The organism is Frigoribacterium sp. SL97 (genome assembly GCF_026625765.1).
GTDB lineage: Bacteria > Actinomycetota > Actinomycetes > Actinomycetales > Microbacteriaceae > Frigoribacterium.
In genome coordinates this window covers 603,689-625,704 of record NZ_CP113062.1, presented here as the reverse complement: position 1 = coordinate 625,704, position 22,016 = coordinate 603,689, and the positions used below count along the sequence as shown (strand labels likewise).

19 protein-coding genes and 1 pseudogene are annotated in these 22,016 nt (G+C 73.6%); 8 read left to right on the top strand and 12 right to left on the bottom strand.

Annotated elements, in window-relative coordinates; translation table 11 throughout:
• Positions 1-61 precede the first annotated feature (61 nt).
• The 3 genes from OVA02_RS03055 to OVA02_RS03045 form a co-directional block, all read right to left on the bottom strand.
• Complete coding sequence (locus OVA02_RS03055) at positions 62-958, bottom strand: phospholipase (RefSeq protein ID WP_267659236.1); 897 nt, start codon at positions 956-958, stop codon at positions 62-64.
• 374 nt (positions 959-1,332) lie between these two features.
• Positions 1,333-2,541 (bottom strand): AI-2E family transporter, encoded by a 1,209-nt coding sequence (locus OVA02_RS03050; protein WP_267659235.1) that lies wholly within the window; start codon positions 2,539-2,541, stop codon positions 1,333-1,335.
• A 119-nt stretch (positions 2,542-2,660) separates the two neighbouring features.
• Positions 2,661-2,882, bottom strand: a complete 222-nt coding sequence (locus OVA02_RS03045) for a DUF1653 domain-containing protein (protein WP_055975322.1) — start codon at positions 2,880-2,882, stop codon at positions 2,661-2,663.
• Positions 2,883-2,922: 40 nt separating this feature from the next.
• On the opposite strand from OVA02_RS03045, the gene OVA02_RS03040 reads away from it, so the two are divergent.
• The 4 genes and pseudogenes from OVA02_RS03040 (at position 2,923) to OVA02_RS03025 (ending at position 7,461) form a co-directional block, all read left to right on the top strand.
• Complete coding sequence (locus OVA02_RS03040) at positions 2,923-4,329, top strand: carboxylesterase family protein (protein ID WP_267659234.1); 1,407 nt, start codon at positions 2,923-2,925, stop codon at positions 4,327-4,329.
• A 238-nt stretch (positions 4,330-4,567) separates the two neighbouring features.
• Positions 4,568-5,305 carry a DUF1275 family protein gene (locus tag OVA02_RS03035; protein ID WP_267659233.1) on the top strand — a complete coding sequence of 246 codons (738 nt, stop codon included), beginning with the start codon at positions 4,568-4,570 and terminating at the stop codon, positions 5,303-5,305.
• A pseudogene (allB, locus tag OVA02_RS03030) lies at positions 5,298-6,671 on the top strand (allantoinase AllB); the annotation flags it as partial. The gene OVA02_RS03035 and the pseudogene allB, both read left to right, overlap by 8 nt.
• A gap of 103 nt (positions 6,672-6,774) precedes the next feature.
• Positions 6,775-7,461, top strand: a complete 687-nt coding sequence (locus OVA02_RS03025; protein ID WP_420709626.1) for an MBL fold metallo-hydrolase — start codon at positions 6,775-6,777, stop codon at positions 7,459-7,461.
• Positions 7,462-7,531: 70 nt separating this feature from the next.
• Here the strand turns inward: OVA02_RS03025 and OVA02_RS03020 are convergent, their stop codons facing one another.
• The 7 genes from OVA02_RS03020 to OVA02_RS02990 form a co-directional block, all read right to left on the bottom strand.
• Positions 7,532-8,746, bottom strand: a complete 1,215-nt coding sequence (locus OVA02_RS03020; protein WP_157485186.1) for a cell wall-binding repeat-containing protein — start codon at positions 8,744-8,746, stop codon at positions 7,532-7,534.
• Between the two features lie 196 nt (positions 8,747-8,942).
• Entirely contained in the window at positions 8,943-9,893 is a 951-nt protein-coding gene (locus OVA02_RS03015; RefSeq protein ID WP_267659231.1) for a MurR/RpiR family transcriptional regulator, read from the bottom strand.
• Positions 9,890-11,146, bottom strand: a complete 1,257-nt coding sequence (locus OVA02_RS03010) for an allantoate amidohydrolase (RefSeq protein ID WP_267659230.1) — start codon at positions 11,144-11,146, stop codon at positions 9,890-9,892. Before OVA02_RS03010 ends, OVA02_RS03015 begins: the two co-directional genes overlap by 4 nt.
• Positions 11,143-12,345 carry a pyridoxal-phosphate-dependent aminotransferase family protein gene (locus OVA02_RS03005; protein WP_123571496.1) on the bottom strand — a complete coding sequence of 401 codons (1,203 nt, stop codon included), beginning with the start codon at positions 12,343-12,345 and terminating at the stop codon, positions 11,143-11,145. Before OVA02_RS03005 ends, OVA02_RS03010 begins: the two co-directional genes overlap by 4 nt.
• A 109-nt stretch (positions 12,346-12,454) precedes the next feature.
• The gene (locus tag OVA02_RS03000; protein ID WP_267659229.1) at positions 12,455-13,546 is read right to left on the bottom strand and encodes an amidase family protein; all 1,092 of its coding nucleotides are present in this window, start codon (positions 13,544-13,546) and stop codon (positions 12,455-12,457) included.
• The gene (locus OVA02_RS02995; RefSeq protein WP_267659228.1) at positions 13,543-14,112 is read right to left on the bottom strand and encodes an AtzH-like domain-containing protein; all 570 of its coding nucleotides are present in this window, start codon (positions 14,110-14,112) and stop codon (positions 13,543-13,545) included. Before OVA02_RS02995 ends, OVA02_RS03000 begins: the two co-directional genes overlap by 4 nt.
• Entirely contained in the window at positions 14,105-15,250 is a 1,146-nt protein-coding gene (locus OVA02_RS02990; protein ID WP_267659227.1) for an acetamidase/formamidase family protein, read from the bottom strand. Before OVA02_RS02990 ends, OVA02_RS02995 begins: the two co-directional genes overlap by 8 nt.
• Before the next feature lie 113 nt (positions 15,251-15,363).
• Here OVA02_RS02990 and pucL point away from each other — a divergent pair, with 113 nt between their 5' ends.
• Both pucL and OVA02_RS02980 read left to right on the top strand, forming a co-directional pair.
• Entirely contained in the window at positions 15,364-16,257 is an 894-nt protein-coding gene (gene pucL, locus OVA02_RS02985; protein ID WP_056043854.1) for a factor-independent urate hydroxylase, read from the top strand.
• A gap of 50 nt (positions 16,258-16,307) precedes the next feature.
• Entirely contained in the window at positions 16,308-16,784 is a 477-nt protein-coding gene (locus OVA02_RS02980) for a nucleoside deaminase (RefSeq protein WP_267659226.1), read from the top strand.
• A gap of 18 nt (positions 16,785-16,802) precedes the next feature.
• On the opposite strand, the gene uraH is transcribed toward OVA02_RS02980, so the two are convergent.
• Both uraH and uraD read right to left on the bottom strand, forming a co-directional pair.
• Positions 16,803-17,129 carry a hydroxyisourate hydrolase gene (uraH, locus tag OVA02_RS02975; protein ID WP_159827984.1) on the bottom strand — a complete coding sequence of 109 codons (327 nt, stop codon included), beginning with the start codon at positions 17,127-17,129 and terminating at the stop codon, positions 16,803-16,805.
• On the bottom strand, positions 17,126-17,734 hold the full coding sequence (gene uraD / locus OVA02_RS02970) for a 2-oxo-4-hydroxy-4-carboxy-5-ureidoimidazoline decarboxylase (protein WP_267659225.1): 609 nt from the start codon (positions 17,732-17,734) through the stop codon (positions 17,126-17,128). The genes uraH and uraD overlap by 4 nt, the downstream gene beginning before the upstream one ends.
• A gap of 369 nt (positions 17,735-18,103) precedes the next feature.
• Here uraD and OVA02_RS02965 point away from each other — a divergent pair, with 369 nt between their 5' ends.
• Both OVA02_RS02965 and OVA02_RS02960 read left to right on the top strand, forming a co-directional pair.
• Entirely contained in the window at positions 18,104-19,039 is a 936-nt protein-coding gene (locus OVA02_RS02965) for an FAD binding domain-containing protein (RefSeq protein WP_267659224.1), read from the top strand.
• A complete protein-coding gene (locus OVA02_RS02960; RefSeq protein WP_267659223.1) occupies positions 19,036-21,807 on the top strand; it encodes a molybdopterin-dependent oxidoreductase in 2,772 nt (923 codons plus the stop codon). The genes OVA02_RS02965 and OVA02_RS02960 overlap by 4 nt, the downstream gene beginning before the upstream one ends.
• Positions 21,808-22,016 lie beyond the last annotated feature (209 nt).

Sequence of the window (22,016 nt, the reverse complement as noted above, 5' to 3'; positions counted from 1 at the left end):
GACGTTCAGGAGGCGGTGCGACGTCCGGCAGGCGAGGCGACCCGAGCCCGGGCCGATCCGGTCAGTACCAGTTGACGGACTGCGAGTGCGACCAGGCGCCGCACGGGGTGCCGTAGACCGACTTGATGTAGCCGAGCCCCCAGGTGATCTGCGTCTTGGCGCTCGTGGCCCAGTCGCTCCCGGCCGAGGCCATCTTGCTGCCGGGCAGCGCCTGCGGGATGCCGGTCGCGCCGCTGGGGTTGTAGGCCTTGTAGTTCCAGCCCGACTCCTTCGTCCAGAGCGAGACGAGGCACGAGAACTGGTCGCTGCCCCAGCCGTACTGGGACGACGCGAGGGACTGGGCCGTGGCCTTGGCCCCGTCGACCGAGTTGTCGGCGGCGGCGCGGGCGGCCTCGGCGGCGGCCGCGGCGTCGGCGGCGGCCTTCGCCTCGGCGGCTGCCTGGGCCTCTGCGGCGGCCTGCGCGGCAGCGGCGGCGGCAGCGGCCTGTCGGTCGGCCTCGGCGGCGGCCGACTGGACGGTCTGCGCCGAGAGCGCGGTCTTCTCGACGCGGTCGTTCAGCGTCGAGGCGTCGAGCTTCTCGTAGTCGGCCAGGGAGGCGACCTGGGTCTGCAAGTCGCTGGCGTCGGTCCGGCTCGAGGTCGAGGCCACGACCTGGTTCGCGATCTGGATCGTCGAGCGCGCCTTGGCCTGGGCCAACGATGTGGCGATGTCCGCCTTCTGCTGCTTGACGTCGGCGGCGTGCTGCTCGACCGAGATGGTGTCGGCACCGGCGGCCGACATCGACGTGACCGCGAAGCCGGTGCCCGTGACGAGGGCGACCGCGGCGACGCCACCGATCAGCGAGAGGCGACGACGGGCGGTGCGACGGCGTCCGGCGGAGAGCGAGCGGCGCGTGGCGGGAGCCTCGGCGGCGGTCGCGGCGTCCGCGCCGGAGGCAGGGGTGTTCTCGGGGGTCATGTGGTCCTCGTGCTCGGCCGACCCGCGCCTCCGTTCGGGCAGGGCGCACACGGCGGTGCCGCACGGGCGCGGGGCGCTCGGGGCGGCGGGGCCCCGCGGCGGAGGCGGGGGAAGCCGTGACAGGTCGGTGTCGGTCTCGCGAGGCCGTGGGGCCCCGACTCGTCCGCCGCAGCTGCCCTGCCGAGTCGGGACTCGATCGGGAGGGGCGCACGCGCCCGGGCGAAGTGACGAGTATGCAGAGACTTCCTGAGTAGAACCACACAATGCACTGTCGAACCGGGCAGTCCGGCGCATCATCCCAGCGGATGACATCGGCTCGCGCCTCCCTCATCCGAGCGAAGGAGGCGCGGGCCGGGCAGGTCAGCGGCTCGCGATCACGACGCCTCGGGCGCCGCCACGAGGTCGTCCGCGACGCGGGTCCGACGCCAGGCCCCCGTCGCCACGTACTTGACCATCACGTTGAGCACGGCGACCGTCGGCACGGCGAAGAGCGCGCCCGGGATGCCGGCCACGTACGACCCTCCCGCCACGGCGAAGACCACCGCGAGCGGGTGCACGCGGACGGCCGAGCCCATGACCAGCGGCTGCAGCACGTGGGCTTCGAGCAGGTGCACGACGAGCACTCCGGCCAGCATGACCACGGCCTGGACCGGCCCCGCGAAGACGAGGGCGACGATCACGGCGAGCGCGCCGGTCACGATGGCCCCGACGACCGGGATGAACGACGCCAGGAATACCAGGATCGCGATCGGCACGGCGAGCGGCAGCCCGAGGAAGAACGCGATGAGGCCGATGCCGACGGCGTTGACCGCGGCGACGACGATCTGCACGCGGACGAACGAGGTCAGCGTGTGCCAGCCGGCCTGGCCGGCCCCGTCGACGGCGGGGCGCGCCGCCTTCGGGAAGAGGCGGACGGTCCAGGCCCAGACCCCGCGACCGTCGATCATCAGGAAGATCGTGGCGAACAGGGTCAGCAGTCCCCCGGCCAGCAGGTGTCCGGCCGCGGTGCCGATCGACAGCACGCCGCTGAGGATCGCCTTGCTCTCGGTCTGCAGCGCGTTCTGCGCGTCCTTGAGGTAGCCGGTCACGTCGGCGTTCGTGAGGCTCAACGGCGGCGCCTGGAGCAGGGTCGTCAGCTGGTCGTACTGCGCGACGGACTGCTTCTCGATCTGCGGCAGTCCGGCCCGGATCTGCGTCACGGCGAGCAGCACGAGGCCCCCGACGACGACCACCCCGGCCAGCAACGCGGCGACGATGGCGAGCCACCGCGGCCACCGGTGCCGGTGCAGGAACCCCGCGACCGGCACCAGGAACGCCGACACGAGGATCGCGATCAACAGCGGCACGACGATCTCCTCGAGCGTGGCGATCAGCCAGAAGAGCACGGCCAGCGCCGCGGCGACCGCGAGCAGGCGCCAGGCCCAGGCCCCCGCGATCAGCATGCCCGGGGGCAGCGTGGCCGGGGGCAGCACGGCCACGGGCGGCGCGGCCTCGGCCGGGTCGGCGGTGCGGGTCGCGTCGTCCGCGACGCCCCCGTCTGTGGCTGCACCCTGGGGGTGCTGGGAGCGACGTGAGAACTTCATGAGCCGAGTGTCCGGCCGCGGGGCTATCAACCGGCTGTGACTTCGCTGACCCGCCCCGCGCCTCCTCGGCTCGCCCTCGACCGCCGCACGGTGGGCGCACCGGCCACCGGGTGGGCCGGTCAGCCCTCGGGCGCGAACCTCGGGCCGTCGTACCCGTCGCGTCGCACGTGTTCGGACCAGGCGGCGAGCGGCCGAACCCAGAGTCCCTGCTCGCCGTAGAGCGCGCGGTAGACGACGAGCGGCTCGTCGGTCTCGCTGTGCCGGGCGGTGCCGAGCACCTCGTAACGGCCGCCCTTGAAGTGGCGGTAGAAGCCGGGTGCGGGCGGGGTGTCGGCGGTCATCCCGCGAGCCTAGACGGGCGGTGAGGGGCACGATGGTCGGGTGACCCAGGACGCTCCCCGCTCGACCGCCAGCACGCCGACCACGCCGGGCGAACCCGTCGTCGACACCGACGACCGGGCTGCGCGCCGCGAGTTCGACACCCCCTCGGGCCGCGTCGTGGGCCGCGTCGACGGTGCGGTCGTGCGGGTGCTCGGGGTGCCCTACGCCGAGGCCGACCGCTTCGAGCCGCCGCGTCCGGTCGCGCCCTGGTCGTCCCCGCTGCTCGCCTTCGACCGTGCTCCTGCCTCGCCGCAGGTCGCGGCACCCGGGCTCGACGCCCTGATCGAGGGTGCCGCCGTCGGCATGGTCGACGACGAGCACTGCCAACGCCTCTCGATCACCCTGCCCGCCGACCTGCTCGCCGACGAGCGCGTGCCGGTCATGGTGTGGATCCACGGCGGCTCGTACGTGTCGGGGGCGGGTGACCTGCGCGTCTACGACCCGCGCGCCCTCGTCGCCGAGCAGCGCGTGATCGTCGTCACCGTGACCTACCGGCTGGGCATGCTCGGCTTCTTCGGCGTCGGCGACGAGGTGCCCGCGAACCTCGGGCTGCTCGACCAGCTCGCGGCGGTCCGCTGGGTGCACGACACGATCGAGGCGTTCGGTGGCGACTCGTCTCGCATCACCCTGTTCGGCCAGTCGGCCGGCGGCGACGCGATCGCGCACCTGATGATCAGCGAGGGCGCCCGGGGGCTCTTCGCCCGGGCCATCGTGCAGAGCGCCCCGCTCGGCATCGCGCGCGGCCGCAGCCGCATGGTGAAGGCGATGACGGAGGCGGTGGGCACGCCCCGCAAGGACGCTCCGCTCGACGAGCTGCTCGCCGGGCAGTCCGTGGCCGAACGGGCGGCGAAGCGCTTCGGCCTGCGCGGCGGCATGGCCTTCGGGCTGCAGTACGGGCGGGCCCCGCTGCCGACCGAGTCCGCCGCCGACGCCGCGTGGCGCGAGGTCGCGCCCGAGATCGACCTGCTGATCGGCGCGACGGCCGACGAGACCGCGGTGTTCGCCGAGTTCTCCCCCCTGCTGCAGCGGATGTTCGGCCTGCCCGTGGTCGGCCGGGCGATCCGACGCCTGATGATCGACGCCACGACGAGGGCCGTCTACCACCGGGCCGGTCGGGCCTTCGCCGAGCGGCACCGCGCCGCGGGCGGACGCGTCTCGACGTTCGAGTTCACCTGGGAGCCCGAGGGCACGGCGTTCGGCGCCGCCCACATCACCGAGCTGCCGCTGCTGCTCGGCGGCCGCGAGGCCTGGGCGCACACCCGCCTGGTCGGCACCACCGACTGGGAGGACGTCGACCGTCGCGGCCGCAAGGTGCGCCAGGTCTGGGCCGACTTCGCCCGCACCGGCACGGTGGCCGCCGACGCGACGGCCGGCCTCGCCGACACCCTGGTCGTCCACCGCGGCTGAGCCGGTCCTTCCTGGGGCCCTCGCCCGCGCCTCTCTCTCGTCCACAGGAACGGCCCCTCTCGTCCCCGGGCACGGCCCCTCTCGTCCACGGGCCAGCCGCCGCTCGTCCACAGGCACGGCCCGGGGTTCGCGTGCGAGCGAGCCGCGACAATACGATCGACGGCAGAACCGATGCGCCGACGTCGCCGTAGTCGCCCGCCCCGCCGTGCCCCGCGGCGCCGAGCACCTGAGGACCCCCGTGAAGAAGTTCCGCCGCAACCAGGCGCGCATGCACCTCGTCATGATGCTGACGCTGACGTTCACCACCGGCATCATCGACGCCGTCGGCTACCTCGGCCTCGACCGGGTGTTCACCGCGAACATGACCGGCAACGTGGTCATCCTCGGCATGGCCATCGCGCAGGCCGACGGTCTGCCGATCGTCGGCCCGATCGTGGCCCTCGCCGCGTTCCTGCTCGGAGCCGCTATCGGCGGCCGTGTATTGCGAGGCGGCCGTGCCGGCTGGTCGGGCCGCAGCACGATCTCGTTCGGGGTGACCGGCGGCGTGCTGCTCGGGCTCGGCATCTCGACCTTCTTCGTCGTGCCCGAAGAGAACACGCCGTGGGCCTTCACGATCACCGGCCTGCTCGGCGCCGCCATGGGCCTGCAGGCCGCCGCCGCCCGCAAGATCGCCGTGGCCGACGTCACGACCGTGGTGGTCACGTCGACGATCGTCGGGCTCGCGTCCGAGTCGAAGCTCGCCGGCGGCACGGGCAAGAACTTCCCCCGGCGGGTGCTCGCCGTGGTTCTCATCCTCGCCGGGGCAGGCGTCGGGGCCCTGCTGCTGCAGGTGCACATCGGCGTGGGCATGGGCGTCGCGGGCGGGCTGACGCTGCTCGTCGCCCTGACCGGACACCTGCTGCGCGAGCGACGGAAAGAGCTCGAGGCGCGCGAGGCCGAGGCGGCCGCGGCGGCGGCCGGGGCGACCCGTGGCTGACGCCGTGCGGCACGACCTGGTGGTCCGGGCCCGTCGCGCCTGGGTCGACGGCGTCTGGCGCGAGGCGAGCGTCTCCATCCGTGACGGCCGCGTCGTCGCGATCGGCGGCCTCACCGACGAGGTCGACGCCACCGTCGACGTGACCCTCCCCGACGACCAGGTGCTGCTGCCCGGCATCGTCGACAGCCATGTGCACGTCAACGAGCCCGGACGCACCGAGTGGGAGGGCTTCGCGACGGCGACCCGTGCCGCCGCCGCCGGGGGCGTCACGACGATCGTCGACATGCCCCTCAACAGCATCCCGCCGACGACGACCGTCGACGCCCTCGAGCAGAAGCGCGCCGCCGCGGGCCCCCAGTCGGTCGTCGACGTCGGGTTCTGGGGCGGGGCGATCCCGGCGAACCTCGGCACGGGCGACCTGCGGGCGCTGCACGAGGCCGGCGTCTTCGGGTTCAAGGCCTTCCTCTCGCCGTCGGGGGTCGACGAGTTCCCGCACCTGTCGACCGAGCAGCTGCACCAGGCGATGGCCGAACTGGCGGTCTTCGACGGTCTGCTGATCGTGCACGCCGAGGACCCCGACGGCCTCGACGCCGCCGCGGCCTCCCCGACCGAAACACCCGCAGGAGGCGCGGCGTACGACGCGTTCGTCCGCTCGCGTCCCGACGTGGTCGAGCGCACGGCGATCGAACAAGTGGTCGACGCCCTCCGCGCCACGGGTGGTCGTGCCCACGTCCTGCACCTCTCGTCCGCGACGGCGCTCGACACCATCCGCGCCGCCAAGGCCGAGGGCCTGCGGCTCACGGTCGAGACCTGCCCGCACTATCTCACCTTCGACGCCGAGCACATCGGTGACGGCGCGACGCAGTTCAAGTGCTGCCCGCCGATCCGTGGCGAGGCCAACCGAGAGCTGCTCTGGCAGGCGCTCGTCGACGGCACGATCGACGTCGTCGCGAGCGACCACTCCCCCTCGACCCGCGAGCTCAAGTTCGCCGGTGGCCCCGACGCCGCGCACGGCGACTTCGACGTGGCGTGGGGCGGCATCTCGGGTCTCGAGTTGAGCTTCCGTGCCGTGTGGACCGGGGCCCGGCAGCGCGGCATCCCGCTCGAGGCCGTCGTCGGCTGGATGTCCCGGAGCACGGCGGCCCTCGTCGGCCTGCCCACGAAGGGGCGGATCGCCGTCGGCGCCGACGCCGACCTCGTCGCGTTCGCCCCCGAGACACCCGTGACGATCGACGTCGACGACCTCTCGCACCGCAACCCCGTGACCGCGTACGACGACGCACGCCTGTTCGGCGAGGTCGCGGCGACGTGGGTGGGGGGCCGGCTGGCGGGGCCGAGCGCGCCTCCTGCGCGGTTGCTCGTCCGTCCCGACACCGGGGACGCCTCGCGAGGGGCGGCCCCAGCGCCTTCGCCGAGGTCGCGGCGTGAGTCCGACGAAGGCGGCGGCTCCCGTCGAGGTCGCACCGGGCGTGCACTTCGTCGAGGGTCCCGCGTCGAACTGGACGATCCTCGCGGGCGACGGCACCCTGACGCTGGTCGACGCCGGCTACCCGGCCGACCTCGAGCTGGTGGAGTCGTCGCTCCGGGCCGTGGCGTCGGCGACGGGCGCCGGTGACGCCCGGCTCACGTCGGTGCTCGTGACGCACGGGCACAGCGACCACATCGGCACCGTCTCGGCCCTGCGTCGGCGGCACGGCTTCGAGGTCTTCGCGGCGCACGCCGAGGTGCCGAACGTGACCCGCGAGCAGCTGCACCAGGTCACCGTCGGCGACGTCCTGCCGCACCTGTACAAGCCGCGGTTCGCCCGCTGGGTGCTGCACGCGGTGCGCGCCGGAGGCCTGGGCGACGTGGCCGTGACCGACGTCGTGCCGCTCGACCTCGGGGCGTCGCGCACGTTCAGCGGTCACCGTGTCGTGCCGACGGCCGCGGTCGGTCACACCCCCGGGCACACCGTCTTCGCGCTACCCGACGACGACGTCCTGATCACGGGCGACGCCCTTGTCACCGGCCACCCGACCTCACGGCTCGACGGCGTGCAGATGCTGCACCCGATCTTCCACTCCGACCTCGCCGAGGCGGGCCGCACCTACGGGCGGCTGGTCGACCGAGGGGCACGGGTGGTGCTGCCGGGTCACGGGCCGGTGCTGCGCCGCTGACGACACAGCACGGGGCCGTCCGGCTCGTGCCGGCCGCCGGCCCCGGTCATGGCGACGCGCGCGATCCCGGTCAGCAGAGCCGGCTGAGGTCCGCGACCCGATCTGCGAGGGCGGACGGACCGCCGAGCAGCACGACCTCGTCGGGTTGCTGGAAGTCCACGGCATGGTACGTCGCGCTGGGCATGCACGCGGCGCGCGACGTGAAGAGGGGTTGGCGCAGGTACCCCGCAGCGGCAGCACCGGCCAGGGCGTCGGGGAAGTTCTCCCCGTTCGCCACGAAGACGCTCGTCTCGGTGAAGTGGTCGACGCCGTAGGGCAGTCCCCAGTGCGTCGAGAAAGCGGTCGACCCTGTCCAGTGCGAGGTCTCGTAGCGGTCGCCACCCGACAGCCTCTCCACTTCATGGGCCGTGCCGTCGACGGGCGCGACGCGTCTCAGGTCGTCGACGATGCCCTGGCTCATGACCGCGGGACCGCCGACCGGATACAGGTAGCCCGGATCGACGGCGGCGATGAGGTCTCGGGTCGGCTCGTCGAGTGACGGTGCTTCTCCGGGTACGAGGATGAGTGGCATGTCGTGGGCGCCGGCAGCGGCCGAGGCCGCGAGGGCGTCGGGGAACGATCGACCCGTGGCGACGAAGAGCGCTCCGTCGTCGAAGCTGACGTCGTAGCCGGTGTGGTCGGCGGGGTCGTAGAGGGAGATGACGTCTCGCGGCCTCCCGACGGCCGGCGCCTGCCAGGTGTCGTCCACGAACGCGTCGATCGAGATGGCGCGCGACGTGGCGAAGCGGTCCGCTCCGAACACACGGTCGACGGTGGCGCCGGGAACGACGCGCTCGACCTGGTCGACGACCCGGGGCGAGAGCGACGTCTCGCCACCGACCACGACGACGCGTTCGGGGTCGAGCCGCGCGATCTCGGCGAGGACGACCGCCGGCACCTCAGTCGTGTCGGACAAGAGCAACGGCCCGCCGAGGTGTGCGGCCGCGGGGGCGGCACTCAGGGCGTCCGCGAAACCGCGTCCCGAGGCGAGGTAGACGACCCGCGCCTCCCGGGTCCTGTCGATCGCAGGCCCGACGGGCTCGACGGGCGTCTCGTCGTCCGAGAAGACGCTCTGACTGATGCGGACGGCCGTCGAGAAACGGTCGTCGCCGGCGACACGGACGACGACCGCGTCGCTTTCCGCAGCCCGGGCGGATACGGGGATCGACGTGCAGAACACGGCGGTCAGCGCCGCCGTGGCCACCAATGCCCCGATCGTCCGCCGCGTCGTCACGATCTCGTTCATCTCGTCGCCTCTCGTCACCCCCACCGCTCGAGCCGAGACCGGTGTTTCCGTCCGACAACATAGCGCCCGGGCGAACCCGCGAGGCACCGAGCAGGCCGCCCCGCCGCCCGGCCGCCCGGCGTGCCACCCACCCGGCCCAGGCCACTCTGGACGCGAGCCGAGGTCGTGAGGTCAGCCCCGTGAGCTGACGTCAGGCTCATTCGAGCTCGGACAGCTCGGCGTACAGCTCGGTGATCTCGGCGACGCGGCTGCGGCCACCCTCGGGCCGGCCGGCGCGCACGGTCTCGGTCAGCACCGCCCCGGCCAGCAGGGCGGCCAGGCTCATCGCGCTCGCGTAGCTGTCGAACGGGGCAGGGGTCTCGACCGGGCAGTCGAGCCTCACCGTCACGTCGACGCCACGCAGCGACGGATCGGCCACGAGCACCACGGGCACGCCGCGCGCAGCCAGGGACGACAGCACGCCGGCGAACCCGGCCGGCCGACGACGGAACCCCACCAGGACGACGACGTCGCGCGCCCCGAGCCCGACCAGCTCTTCGCCGATGGACTGGCCCGGCTGCGGCGCCACGCGCACGTCGTCCCGCGCCTGGACCAGCTGCTGCCGCAGGTGGAGCGCCACCGGGTAGCTGTTGCGGAACCCGGCCACAACGACCCGCTCGGCCCCGGCGACCAACGCCGCGGCACGCTCGAGTCGGCCGTCGGAGAGCCCCGAGAGCATCACGTCGAGGTTGTGACGTTCGGCCTCGGCGTGCTCGGCGAGCCCACCGGAGGCGCGGGTCGGCCCGACCGGGACGCCACGGCTGCGCGACGCCCTCGCCTGGTCGCGCACCTCTTGCGCGTCGGTGAAGCCGAGCCGCCGGAACAGCCGCGACACCGTCGCCTTCGAGACGCCGCTCTGCTCGGCGATCTCGGTGGCGGTGTAGACGGCGAGATCGTCCAGGTGGTCGAGGATGAAGTCGGCCGCTCGCTGTTCCTGCGGCGAGAGGCGGACGTAGCCCGAGTCGATGCGGTCACGGATGCCCGCCCCCTCGACCGGGCCCGCGCCTCCTTCACCCTCGGCCGCGTCCGCGCCGGCGGCAGCGGTGGCAGCGGCGACATCGCCGTGCGTGTCGTCGCCGTGAGCACCGTCTCCGCGGCGGCCGCTCACGCGGACGCCCGCGCCGCGACCGGGTGCGCCGCGGCGACCGCGTGCACGGCGGCCTCGAAGGCGTCGAGCGCGACGGCCACGTCGTCGATCGTGACGATCTCGTCGGGGTGGTGGCTGATGCCGCCGTTGCCGCAGCGGACGAAGAGCATGGCCCACTCGGTCAGCTCGGCGACGGCCATGGCGTCGTGCCCGGCCTTCGAGAACAGCACCATCGGGTCGGCGTCGCCGGTGGCGGCGATGCCCTCGCGGACGAACCCCCGGAGGCGCGGTGAGGCCACGACGGCCGGCGCACGGTGGGTCTCGTCCACCGCGAGGGTCAGCCCTCGACGCTCGCCGACCTCGGCCGCGACGGCCTGGATGCCGGCCCAGACCTCGTCGCGTCGGTCGTCGTGTTCGCCGCGGAGGTCGAGGCTGAACTCGACGAGACCGGGGATGACGTTGACGCCGCCGGGGAACGCCTGGAGGCGACCCACCGTGGCGATGCAGTCGGCCTCTCGGGCCAGTCGCTCGACCGCGAGGACGATCTCGCTGGCCCCGGCGAGCGCGTCGTGCCGACGGTGGAACGGGACGCCCCCCGCGTGACCGGCGACCCCGGTCAGCGTCAGTTCGAAACGTCGTGCCCCGGCGATCGACGAGACGACGGCGAGCGCCCGGTCGGCCTCCTCGAGGTAGGGGCCCTGCTCGATGTGGGTCTCGAGGTAGCCGATCACGTCGGCCGGTTCGTAGGCGGCGTCGCCGACCCGGTCCGGGTCGAGGCCGAACGCCACGAATGCCTCGTGCAGCGTCGTGCCGGACGCGTCGGCCAGGGACCACCACTCGGGCAGCCAGGTGCCGGCGACTGCACGGGAACCGAGCAGGGCGGTGCCGAAACGGGTGCCCTCTTCGTCGCCGAAGGCGAGGACCTCGATCGCGAACGGCAGACGGGTGCCGGACGCCTCGAGCCGCGCGACGAGGGCGATGCCGAGCAGCACGCCGAGGATGCCGTCGTAGCGGCCGGCGTCGGGCACCGTGTCGAGGTGCGAGCCGAGCAGCAGGGCGGGCAGGCCGGGCTCGGTGCCCTCGTAGCGGCCGCGCTGGTTGCCGGCCGCGTCCTGCCAGGTGGTCATGCCGGCCCGTCGCATCCACTCGCCGGCCATCGCGTTCACCCGGGCGTGCTCGGGCGAGAGGTACACGCGCTCGACGCCGGTGGGGCTGCTCGAGACCGCGGCCAGGGCGTCGCAGCGTTCGAGGACGAGGCGGGCCTCGTCGCTCACGCCGCGCCTCCTGCCCGGTCGGCGTCGAGGTAGACGTCGTACGCGGCCCCGACGCCGCCCCCGCTCGTGATCGGTGCGCCCTCGCGGCGGAGCACGGCCTCGAGCGCGGCGAGCGTCGTGAGCACGGTGTCGCGACGGGCGTTGTAGCCCATCGTGCCGATGCGCCAGACCTTGCCGTGCAGCGGGCCGAACGAGGTGCCGATCTCGATGCCGAAGTCGGTGAGCAGGGCACCGCGCACCCGGTCGCCGTCGACCCCGTCGGGGATGACCACGGCGACCACGTTGTTCATCTTGTGCGCGAGGTCGCCGAACGTCTCGAGGCCGAGCCCCTGCACCCCGGCGAGCATCGCGCGGCCGTGCAGCTCGTGTCGTGCCACCACGGCGTCGACGCCCTCGTCGACGACGAGGCGGGCGCACTCGCGGGCGCCCCAGAGCATGGTGGTCGCCTCGGTGTGGTGGTTGAGGCGCTGAGGACCCCAGTAGTCGAAGATCATGGCGAGGTCGAAGTAGTTCGACGCGATGCGTCGGCTGCTGGTCGTGTCGCCGTCGGTGCGGATGCCCGCCTCGATCGACGTGCGGGCCCGGATGACCTCGACCGCCCGTTCGCCGTAGGTGACGGGAGACGAGCCCGAGGGGCCGCCGAGGCACTTCTGCAGGCCGGCGCTGACGGCGTCCAGGCCGAGTTCGTCGGTGCGGAAGGCGTTGCCGACGATCGACGCCGTGACGTCGGTGTAGAAGAGCACGCCGTGACGGGCGCAGACCTCGCCGAGCCCCTCGAGGGGCTGGGCGACCGTCGTCGAGGTGTCGCCGTGCACGACAGCGAGCAGCTTCGGCTGGACGCGCTCGATCGCCTCGACGATGGTCTCGAGCGGGAAGACCTGGCCCCAGGGCACCTCGATGACGTGGACCTCGGCCCCGCAGCGCTCCGCGATCTCGCGCAGGAGGTGCCCGAAGCGACCGAAGACGGGCACGAGCACCTTGTCGCCCGGTTCGATCAACGACACGAGCGAGGCCTCGATGCCGGCGCGCGAGGTGCCGTCGACGAGCAGGGTCTGCTCGTTCGAGGTCTGGAACACCTCGCGGTACAGCGCCTGGGTCTCGTCCATGTAGGCGGTCATGGCAGGGTCGTACTGCCCCACGAGCTGCGCCGACATCGCGCGGAGCACCCGGGGATCGGCATTGATCGGGCCGGGGCCCATCAGGAGGCGGGCGGGAGGGTCGATCGGCTGGAAGACGCGTTTCACCCGTCCCACCCTACGCAACCCGTGTTTCAGCCAGGTGAACTCGTCGGGCACAGGCCGGCGGGCATCAGGTCGCCCAGGTCGCCGCGAGATCGAGCAGGGACAGGTCCGCCCCGCGGGGGCCCACGAGGCACAGCCCGACGGGCGCTCTCCGCCCGGAGGCGAGCGGCACCTCGAGGACCGGCGCCGAGACGGCGGGGGCGCCCAGCACGCCGGCGATGCAGGTCAGCCCGAGGGTCGCCGAGCGCACGGCGTCCACCTCGGCGGCGGTCGCACCGAGCGCGGGCGCGGCCGAGGACGCGCTGGGCAGGAGCAGCACCCGGCCGTCGAGCAGGGCCTCGAGACGACGACGTTCGTGGCCGAGGGCGACCCGCGCCTCCTCGGCCTGCCCAGGCGAGACCGTCGCGCCGAACGTGAAGCGGGCCGACACGTCGGCGGCGAGCTCGCCCGGGTGCTCGGTGATCCAGTCGCCGTCGGACTGCCAGGCCTCGAAGGCCTGCAGCACGCGGAACAGCTCGAAGAGGTGGGCGACGTCGCCCAGCACGACCTCCTCGGGACGCTCGACCCGCCCCGCGGCGGTCGCCTCGTCGAGAGCCCTCACGAACCCGGCACGCACGCCGGGCTCGACCGACGCGAGCACCCGCGGATCGACGACGTACGACGGCTCGACCGACACCTGGTCGGCCAGGGACACCGACGCTCGGGCCGCCCGACGGAGGGTGTCGACCTCGCGGGTCAGCCAGCCGACCGTGTCGAAGCTCGGCGCGAGCGGGAGCAGCCCGGCGCGATCGACCGCCCCGTGGGTGGTGCGGATGCCCCAGAGCCCCTGGTAGGACGCGGGCACGCGGAGCGATCCGCCGGTGTCGGTGCCCAGGGCGATGCTCACCTGCCCGAGGGCCACGGCCGCCGCCGGGCCACTGGTCGAGCCGCCGGGGATCGCACCCGGCACGGCCGGGTTGGGAGGGGTGCCGTAGGCCGAGTTGCGTCCGGCGATGCTGTACGCGAACTCGTCGGTCTGCGCGATGCCGCGCAGGTCGGCCCCGGCGTCGAGCAGGTGCTGCACCGCGGCCGCGTGCCGGGACTCGGGGGCCGCACCCGCGAGCCGGGCAGGCACGCCGGCCCCGATCGCGTGGCCTGCGACCGCGAACAAGTCCTTCACGGCGACCGTCTCGCCCGAGAGGGCAGGAGGCGCCGTGCCGGTCGGGTCGTCCCCTCGGCTTCCCGAGACGAGCGGCTCGCCCACGACCCGCCAGACCCGGCGGTCGATCGCCGGCGGCGACGCCTGTACCTGGGCCGAGGCGATCCGCCAGGAGCGGGCACCCCCGGGCCGGCATCCGGATCGCGGCGCCAGAGCTGCGTGACGACACCACGACCCCCGGCGGCCGGGGCGTTGACCGACACGACGATCGCCACGTCGGCGGTGACGACCTGGACGTGGCACTCGACCACCCGTCGCACAGGGCCGGACCCGCGCCTCGCCCGGAAGGCCGTGATCGCGTCGTGCCCCACCAGCAGCCCACCGGCGTCGGCGCGCATGACGGTGGCGGTCGGTTCGAAGGCCGCGGCGAGCGCGGCCTGGTCGTCGGCGGCGAGTGCGCGCTCGTAGGCGTCGAACGCCTCGAGCAGGCCGTCGGGCAGCTCGCCTTCGACCGAGGTGGGGACGGTGCCCGAGCCGACCCGTGCCTCCTCGGGGTGGCCCGGCGGTGTACCGGTCGCGTCAGCCACCGAAGTCCGCCTTGCGGATGCGGGCGTGGACGCCCTTGACGAGGTCGACGACCTGCGAGATGTCGAAGTCGGTCGCCGCCGAGAGGTAGGCGTAGGCGAGGCTGCGGTCCATGCCGTAGCGGGCCTCGAGCAGGTCGATCGCCGCTCGGACGCAGGCGCGGACCGCCTCGTCGAGGTCTTCGTCGAGGCCGGTCGGCACCAGCGACTCGGCGGTCTCGGCGAGCGGCCCGGAGATCTCGCCGAACAGCGCCACGGCCTCGGCGCGCGGCACCAGGTCGAACCGGACGGTCACGCGCAGGCTGGCCTCCATCGCGGTGAGTGCGACCTCGCCGTCGCCCTGGGCGAAGTGCGGGTCACCCACGTAGGCGAGGGCCCCGGGCACCTGGACGGGCAGGTGCAGGGACGCACCCTCGGTCAGCAGGGCGATGTCGACGTTGCCCCCGTGCGGACCCGGTGGCACCGAGTGCGGTCGCTCGTCGCCCGCGACGGCGACCCCCATGATGCCGAGGAACGGGTGCAGCGGGAACCGCACCGTATGGCCGGCACCGGGCACGAGCGGCAACGTGCCGACCAGGGAGCCGTCGGGTTCGTGGTCGACGGCCGCGAAGACGCTGACCGGATCGGCGCCGAGCGGGAACTCGCCGGCGAGGGCCCCGCGACCGTGGCGGTTGGAGATGACGCCGTACGGCACGCGAGGTGTCGCGTCGAGCAGGGTCATCGTGACGACGTCGCCGGGCTGGGAGCCGCGGATCGCGATGGGGCCCGTCACGACGTGCGGGCCGTCGGCACCCGGATCGCGACCGTGCTGGTCGTCGCTCGCGGCGGCCAGGGCGACCGCGTCGTCGAGCACGTGCTCGGGGGGCACCCCGTGGCGGGCGAAGAAGGCCTGAGGATCACGGCCCTGGTCGTCGAGCACGCCCTCGTGGCTGAGGGTGTCGATGAGGACGGCCGTGCCCGGGTCGATGGTGAGCACGGGCTCGTCGGAGGCACAGGGCAGGCGCCCCCACAGTGTCGTGGCGAGGGTCGCCGGCACGTAGGGGAGGGCATCGCCACGATCGCCGGGCGACAGGGGTTGCAGGATCGGGGTCGCAGGAACGGGGCCCGACGGGGGTGCGGGGGTCGCCTCGGAGATCGCCATGCCCAGCACAGTAGCGAGTGGACGCCTCGTCCCGATAAGCCCTCTGAAACGAGTTGTTCACAAATCGTCGATCGTGAAACAAGTCGTTCACACGGTTGTGTGATCATCGCCGCATGGCGATCATCCTCGGCGACAACCAGTACGGCAAGGCGGAGTCGCGGCTCGTGCGCTTCTACCGCGACGGGCCCCGACACGAGATCCGCGACGTCAACGTCACGACGGCACTGCGGGGCCCCTTCGACGCGGCGTACCTCCGCGGCGACCAGAGTGCCGTCCTGCCGACCGACACCCAGAAGAACACCGCGTTCGCGTTCGCGAAGTCGAAGGGCGTCGAAGCCGTCGAGCGCTTCGGGCTCGAGCTCGCCCGCCACTTCGTGCACGACGTCGAACCCGTGACGGGTGCCCGCATCGAGATCGAGCAGTACGACTGGCAGCGGGCCGTGGTCGACGGCAGCGAGCACGACCACACCTGGCTGCGTTCGGGTCAAGAGGTGCGCACCGCCGCCGTCACGGTCGACGGCACCGGCGAGTACGTCGTGGGCGGGCTGAAAGACCTGGTCCTGCTCAAGTCGACCGGCTCCGAGTTCGCCGGCTTCCTGACCGACGAGTTCACGACCCTGCCCGAGACGCACGACCGGGTCATGGCGACGGCGCTCGACGCGAAGTGGCGCTTCGGCACGACCGACGTCGACTGGGAGGCCACGTACGCCGAGGTCAAGCGCCTGATGGTCCGCGAGTTCGCCACCCTGCAGTCGCTCGCCCTGCAGCAGACCCTGTGGCACATGGGCACGGCCGTCCTCGAGGCGATCCCCTCGATCGTCGAGGTGCGCCTGAAGGCACCGAACAAGCACCACTTCGCCTACGACCTGTCGCCCTTCGGCCTCGAGAACCCGGGCGAGGTCTTCTGGGCCGCCGATCGCCCGTACGGTCTGATCGAGGCGACCGTGCTGCGCGACGACGCCCCGCCGGCCCACGACGCGTGGCGCGCCTCCGCGGGTCTCGCATGAGCCTCGTCGAGCCGAACCGCCCCACCCCCGCCCCACCCCGAGGAGACACCGTGACCGACGCCGACGACGCCCGCTGGCTGGCCCGCACCATCGAACTGGCCGTCGAGAACGTCGCGAACGGGGGCGGACCGTTCGGGGCCGTCATCGTGCGGGGTGACGAACTCGTGGCCGAGGGTCGGAACCGCGTGACGGCCGACCTCGACCCCACGGCACACGCCGAGGTGACCGCGATCCGGGCGGCGTGCCGGGCGGTCGGCGACTTCTCCCTCGCCGGCACGACCCTCTACACCTCGTGCGAACCGTGCCCGCTGTGCCTCTCGGCGTCGCTCTGGGCCAGGGTCGACCGGGTCGTGTACGCCGCGGACCGGCACGACGCCGCGCGAGGCGGTTTCGACGACCTCGAGTTCTACGAACTGTTCGCGCGCGACCGGTCGACCTGGGACCTCCCCGTCGACGAGGTGCGCCCGGCGAACGCACCGGCGCCGTTCGAGGCGTGGGCGAGCCACGACCACCGCACCGACTACTGAGCCGTCGTGCGAGGGGGGTCAGCTGCCGCGGTAGGTCGAGTACGCGAACGGGCTGAGCAGCACGGGCACGTGGTAGTGGCTCGACTCGTCGGCGAGGGTGAAGTCGATGGTCACCCGCGGGTAGAACGTGTCACGCCCGGCCGCCGCGAAGTAGGCGGCGGTCTCGAAGACCAGTCGGTAGTCGGCGGCGGGCAGGGCGTCCGGGCCGAGTTCGGGCACGCGCCCGTCGGCGTTCGTGACGCCGGTGGCGAGTTCGGTGCCCCGCGCGTCGTAGAGGGCGACGGGGACGTCGGCGGCCGGGCGACCCAGTGCGGCGTCGAGGACGTGCGTCGTGACGTGGCTCATGCTCGGGCCTCGTCGTGGTCGGCGGACACCGACCCGGCGGGTGCCGATCCGGCGGGTGCCGACTCGGCGGACGCCGACCCGGCAGGTGCCGACCCGGCGGGTGCCGACCCGGTGGGTGCCGACTCGGCGAAGGTCGACTGCAACCGCAGCAGGGCGATGTCGCGCAGCTCCGCCCCGACGATCCGCCGTTCGGTGTCGTCGTCGAGCCCGAGTCGCCGGTGCAGCTCGCCCACGATCTCGGCCCGGCTCCGACCGGCGGCACGGATCAGGAACACCCGGTCGAAGCGCTGCTCGTACGCCGCGTTGCCCTCGACCAGCAGCTGCGCGAGGGTCTCGTCGTCGGCGTCGGCCGCCGAACCCTGCTCGCGTCGGCTGAACTCCTGGGCGGCCCCGTCGCCGACCGGCTTCTCGCCGATCCGCGGGTGGTGTGCCATCGCCTCGTCGATCTCGGCGGCGCTGAGCGGCGTCGCCGCGGCGGCCGCGACCGTGATCAGGGCGTCGGCGTCGGCGAACGGCGACTGCGCGGCGACGTCGTCGGCCCACCGCTCGACGTTCAGGGCGGCCAGCAGGTGCGAACGCAGGGTGGCGTCGTCGAGCTCGATCATGACGCACACCCTAGCGACGGTGCCCCGAGGCGACGGGCACGGCTGGCCGACCCGCGCCTCCCGGGCGTCCGGCGACGCGGCACCCAGGCGCGCCCCGGCGGGTGGCCGCTCGCACCACGTCCGCGTCCGCTCGCACCACGTCCGCGTCCGCTCGCACCACGTCCGCGTCGTGGAACCACCCGCGAGCGTGGTTCGACGACACGACGGTGGTGCGACCCCGTCCCCGGCCCTCGCCGCGGCCCCGGCTCCCGTCCCGGCCCTTGACCCGACGCGGCTGCGGTGTCGGCGGCTCCGCGCCGGGGCCGGTCGTTCGACGCCGAGCGAGCCGACACATGCTCGAAACCCCGGTCGTGCAGAGTGGGGTCTCCCATGGACCTGACCACCGTTCGCGAGATCCGCACCCCCTCACGCCGCGACGAGATCGTCTTCGCGCCCGGCGAGCGCCCCCTCGGCGGCGGCACGTGGCTGTTCTCGGAGCGGCAGCCCGGGCTGACCGGCCTGGTCGACCTGACCTCGCTCGGGTGGACGCCGGTCGAGCGCGGAGTCGACGTCGACGGCGGTGGCGACGTCCTCCGCGTCGCCGCCACCTGCACCATCGCCGAGCTGCTGCGGCTGCCCGCCGACGACGACTGGGTCGCCCACCCGCTCGTCGACCAGTGCGCGAACTCCTTGCTCGCCTCGTTCAAGATCTGGAACGTCGCGACGGTCGGCGGCAACGTCGCCCTCGGGCTGCCGGCCGGCGCCATGACGTCGCTGATGGCCACGCTCGACGCCACGGCCGTCGTCTGGACGGCCGACGGTGGCGAGCGCCGCGAGCCCGTGTCCACCTTCGTCACCGGAGTGGTGCAGACCACCCTCGAGCCGGGTGAGGTGCTGCGCGCCCTCGAGGTGCCGCTCGGGTCCCTGCGCTCCCGCACCGGGTTCCGGCGCATCTCGCTGAGCCCCCTGGGCCGCTCGGGCACGCTGGTCACGGCCCGGCTCGGCCTCGACGGCGACTTCGTGGTCACGATCACGGCGGGGACGACCCGTCCCGTCCAGCTGCGCTTCGACGAGGTGCCCGGCGAGCGGGCCCTGGCGGACGCTCTCGGCCGCATCGACTGCTGGTACTCCGACCCCCACGGAGACCCCGACTGGCGCCGCGCGATGAGCGCCCGCTTCGCCGACGAGCTGCGGGTCGAGCTCGGACGGCCCGCCACCGACGCACCGGTGCGACCCGTGCGCGAGTCGACCCACGACCCGCGCAGCGCGGCCGCCCGCGCGAGGCGGACGCCGCCCACCACCACGACCCCCGGAGGCGCGCGATGACCCCGAGACACGTCACGTTCGAGGTCGACGGCCTCCCGCTCGACGCCGACGTCGACCCCGGCCAGGTGCTGCGGACGGTGCTGCGCGAGCACGGCGTCCACTCGGTCAAGAAGGGCTGCGACGCGGGCGACTGCGGCGCGTGCTCGGTGCTGGTCGACGGCGAACCCGTGCACTCGTGCATCTATCCCGCGCACCGGCTCGAGGGCCGGGCGGTGACGACGGCGGCCGGTCTCGGCACCCCCGAGCACCCCCACCCCGTGCAGCAGGCGTTCGCCGACGCGGCCGGGTTCCAGTGCGGCTTCTGCACGGCCGGCATGGTGGTGACGGCCTCGACGTTCACCGAGGCCGACGCGGACGACCTCCCGCGCCTCCTGAAGGGCAACCTGTGCCGGTGCACGGGGTACCGGGCGATCGGCGACGCGATCTGCGGCGTCTCGAACACGGTGGCCCCGGCCGACGGCGAGGCGGCCGGTCGGTCGGTGAAGGCCCCGGCGGCCCTGCGCGTGGCGTCCGGCAGCGAGCCGTACACGCTCGACTTCCGCAGCACGACGAAGCTGCTGCACCTCGCCGTGCTCGGCAGCCCGCACCCCCACGCCCGCATCACCTCGATCGACACGAGTGCCGCCGAGGCGCTGCCCGGCGTGCACCTGGTGTTGACCCACCGCGACTCCCCCGCGACGTTGTTCTCGACCGGTCGCCACGAAGACCGCGAGGACGACCCGGACGACGGCCTGGTCCTCGACCCCGTGCTGCGGTTCCGAGGGCAGCGCGTCGCCGCGGTCGTCGCGGACGACGTCCGCACGGCGACGAACGCCCTGGCCGCGATCGTGGTCGAGTACGAACCGTTGCCCGCCGTGTTCGACCCCGAGACGGCGCGCTCCCCCGGGGCCCCGCTGCTGCACGGCGAGAAGACCGTCGAGGCGTCGCGGATCGCGTTCCCCGAGCGCAACACCGTGGCCGCCATGCACGACGAGACGGGCGACGTCGAGGCCGGTCTGGCGGCGGCGGACGCGGTGGTCGAGGGCACATGGCGCACACAGCGCGTCTCGCACGGCGCCCTCGAGACGCACGCCTCACGCGGCTGGCTCGACGACGGCGGGCGCCTCGTCGTCCGCACGGCGAGCCAGGTGCCGTTCCTCGTGCGGGACGAGCTGGCCCACGTCTTCGGGCTGCCGCAGGAGCAGGTCCGGGTCTTCGCCGCCCGCGTGGGCGGCGGTTTCGGGGGCAAGCAAGAGCTCATCACCGAAGACCTCGTCGCCCTCGCCGTGCTGCGCACCGGTCGACCCGTGCAGTACGAGTTCACCCGCGAGGACGAGTTCACGATCGCGCCGACCCGCCACCCGATGCGCGTCCGCGTGCGCGTGGGAGCGACGAGCGACGGGGTGCTGACCGCGCTGCACGTCGACCAGCTGATGGACACGGGCGCCTACGGCAACCACGGCGTCGGCGTCATGTACCACTCGGTGCACGAGTCGACGAGCGTCTACCGCTGTCCGAACAAGCGCGTGGACGCCGAGTCGGTCTACACGAACAACCTGCCCTCGGGGGCGTTCCGCGGGTACGGGCTGGGGCAGGTCGTCTTCGCCGTCGAGTCCGCGATGGACGAACTGGCCCGCGAGCTCGGCATCGACCCGTTCGAGCTGCGCCGCCGCAACGTGATCGTCCCCGGCGACCCGATGGTGGTCACCGACCCCGACGAAGAGAGCGATCTGCTGATCGGCAGCTACGGTCTCGACCAGTGCCTCGACCTGGTCGAGCAGGCGCTGGAGTCCCCTGCCCCCGAGGGCGCGCCTCCTGCCCCCGTCGGCCCGACCTGGGTCACCGGGCGCGGCATGGCGCTCGCCATGATCGCGACGATCCCGCCACGCGGTCACTTCGCCGACACCTCGATCGAGCTGCTGTCCGACGGCCGCTACGACATCGGCGTCGGCACGGCCGAGTTCGGCAACGGGACGACGACCGTGCACACCCAGCTCGTCGCCTCGGCGCTCGGCACCACGCCCGACCGGGTCGTCGTCCGGCAGTCCGACACCGACGTGGCCCGGTACGACACGGGCGCGTACGGGTCGGCCGGCGTCGTCGTCGCCGGCAAGGCCCTGCTCGCCGCCGCCCACAAGCTACGAGCGGCGATGGTCGACCGCGCGCTGGCGATCGCCGGAGGCGCGGGTCACGCCGTCGACACCGGCACCGCCCCCGAGGTGGTCGCGGGCGGCGTCGTGGTGCGGGTCGGCCCCGGTGTCGACGCGACCGTCCTGGTGTCCGGCGACCGGCTGCTGGCCGACGGTCCGCTCACCGCCGACGGTTCCCACGACGGCACCCCACGCTCGGTGGCGTTCAACGTGCACGGCTTCGAGGTCGCCGTCGACCGGGCGAGCGGCGAGGTGCGCCTGCTGCGCTCGGTGCAGGCGGCGGACGCCGGGGTCGTGCTGAACCCCGAGCAGCTGCGTGGGCAGGTCGAGGGCGGCACGGCGCAGGCGATCGGCACGGCCCTCTACGAAGAGATGATGCTCGACGACGAGGGTCGTGTGCTGACGACGGCGTTCCGCAACTACCGGATGCCCAAGTTCGGGGACGTGCCCCAGACCGAGGTGCACTTCGCGACCACGCACGACGACCTCGGTCCGCTCGGCGCCAAGTCGATGAGCGAGGCGCCGTACAACCCGGTGGCACCCGCCCTGGCCAACGCGATCCGCGACGCCCTCGGCGTGCGGCCGCACGAACTGCCGATGTCGCGCGACCGCCTCTGGCGCCTCGCCGGCGGTCGCTGAGCCGGGCAGAGCGGGGCGGGGCGGGTCCGGGCCGCGTCCGGGCCGGGGCCGGGCGGGCCGGGGCCGCGACCGGACCACGAGTCGCACCACCGAATGAACGTCGCACCGCCGACATGCGCGGTGCGACGTTCAGTCGACGGTGCGACGCGAGCGCGGGCTGGGCCCGGGCCAGCCCAGCCCGGGGCCGGGCCAGCCCGGGGGCCAGGTCC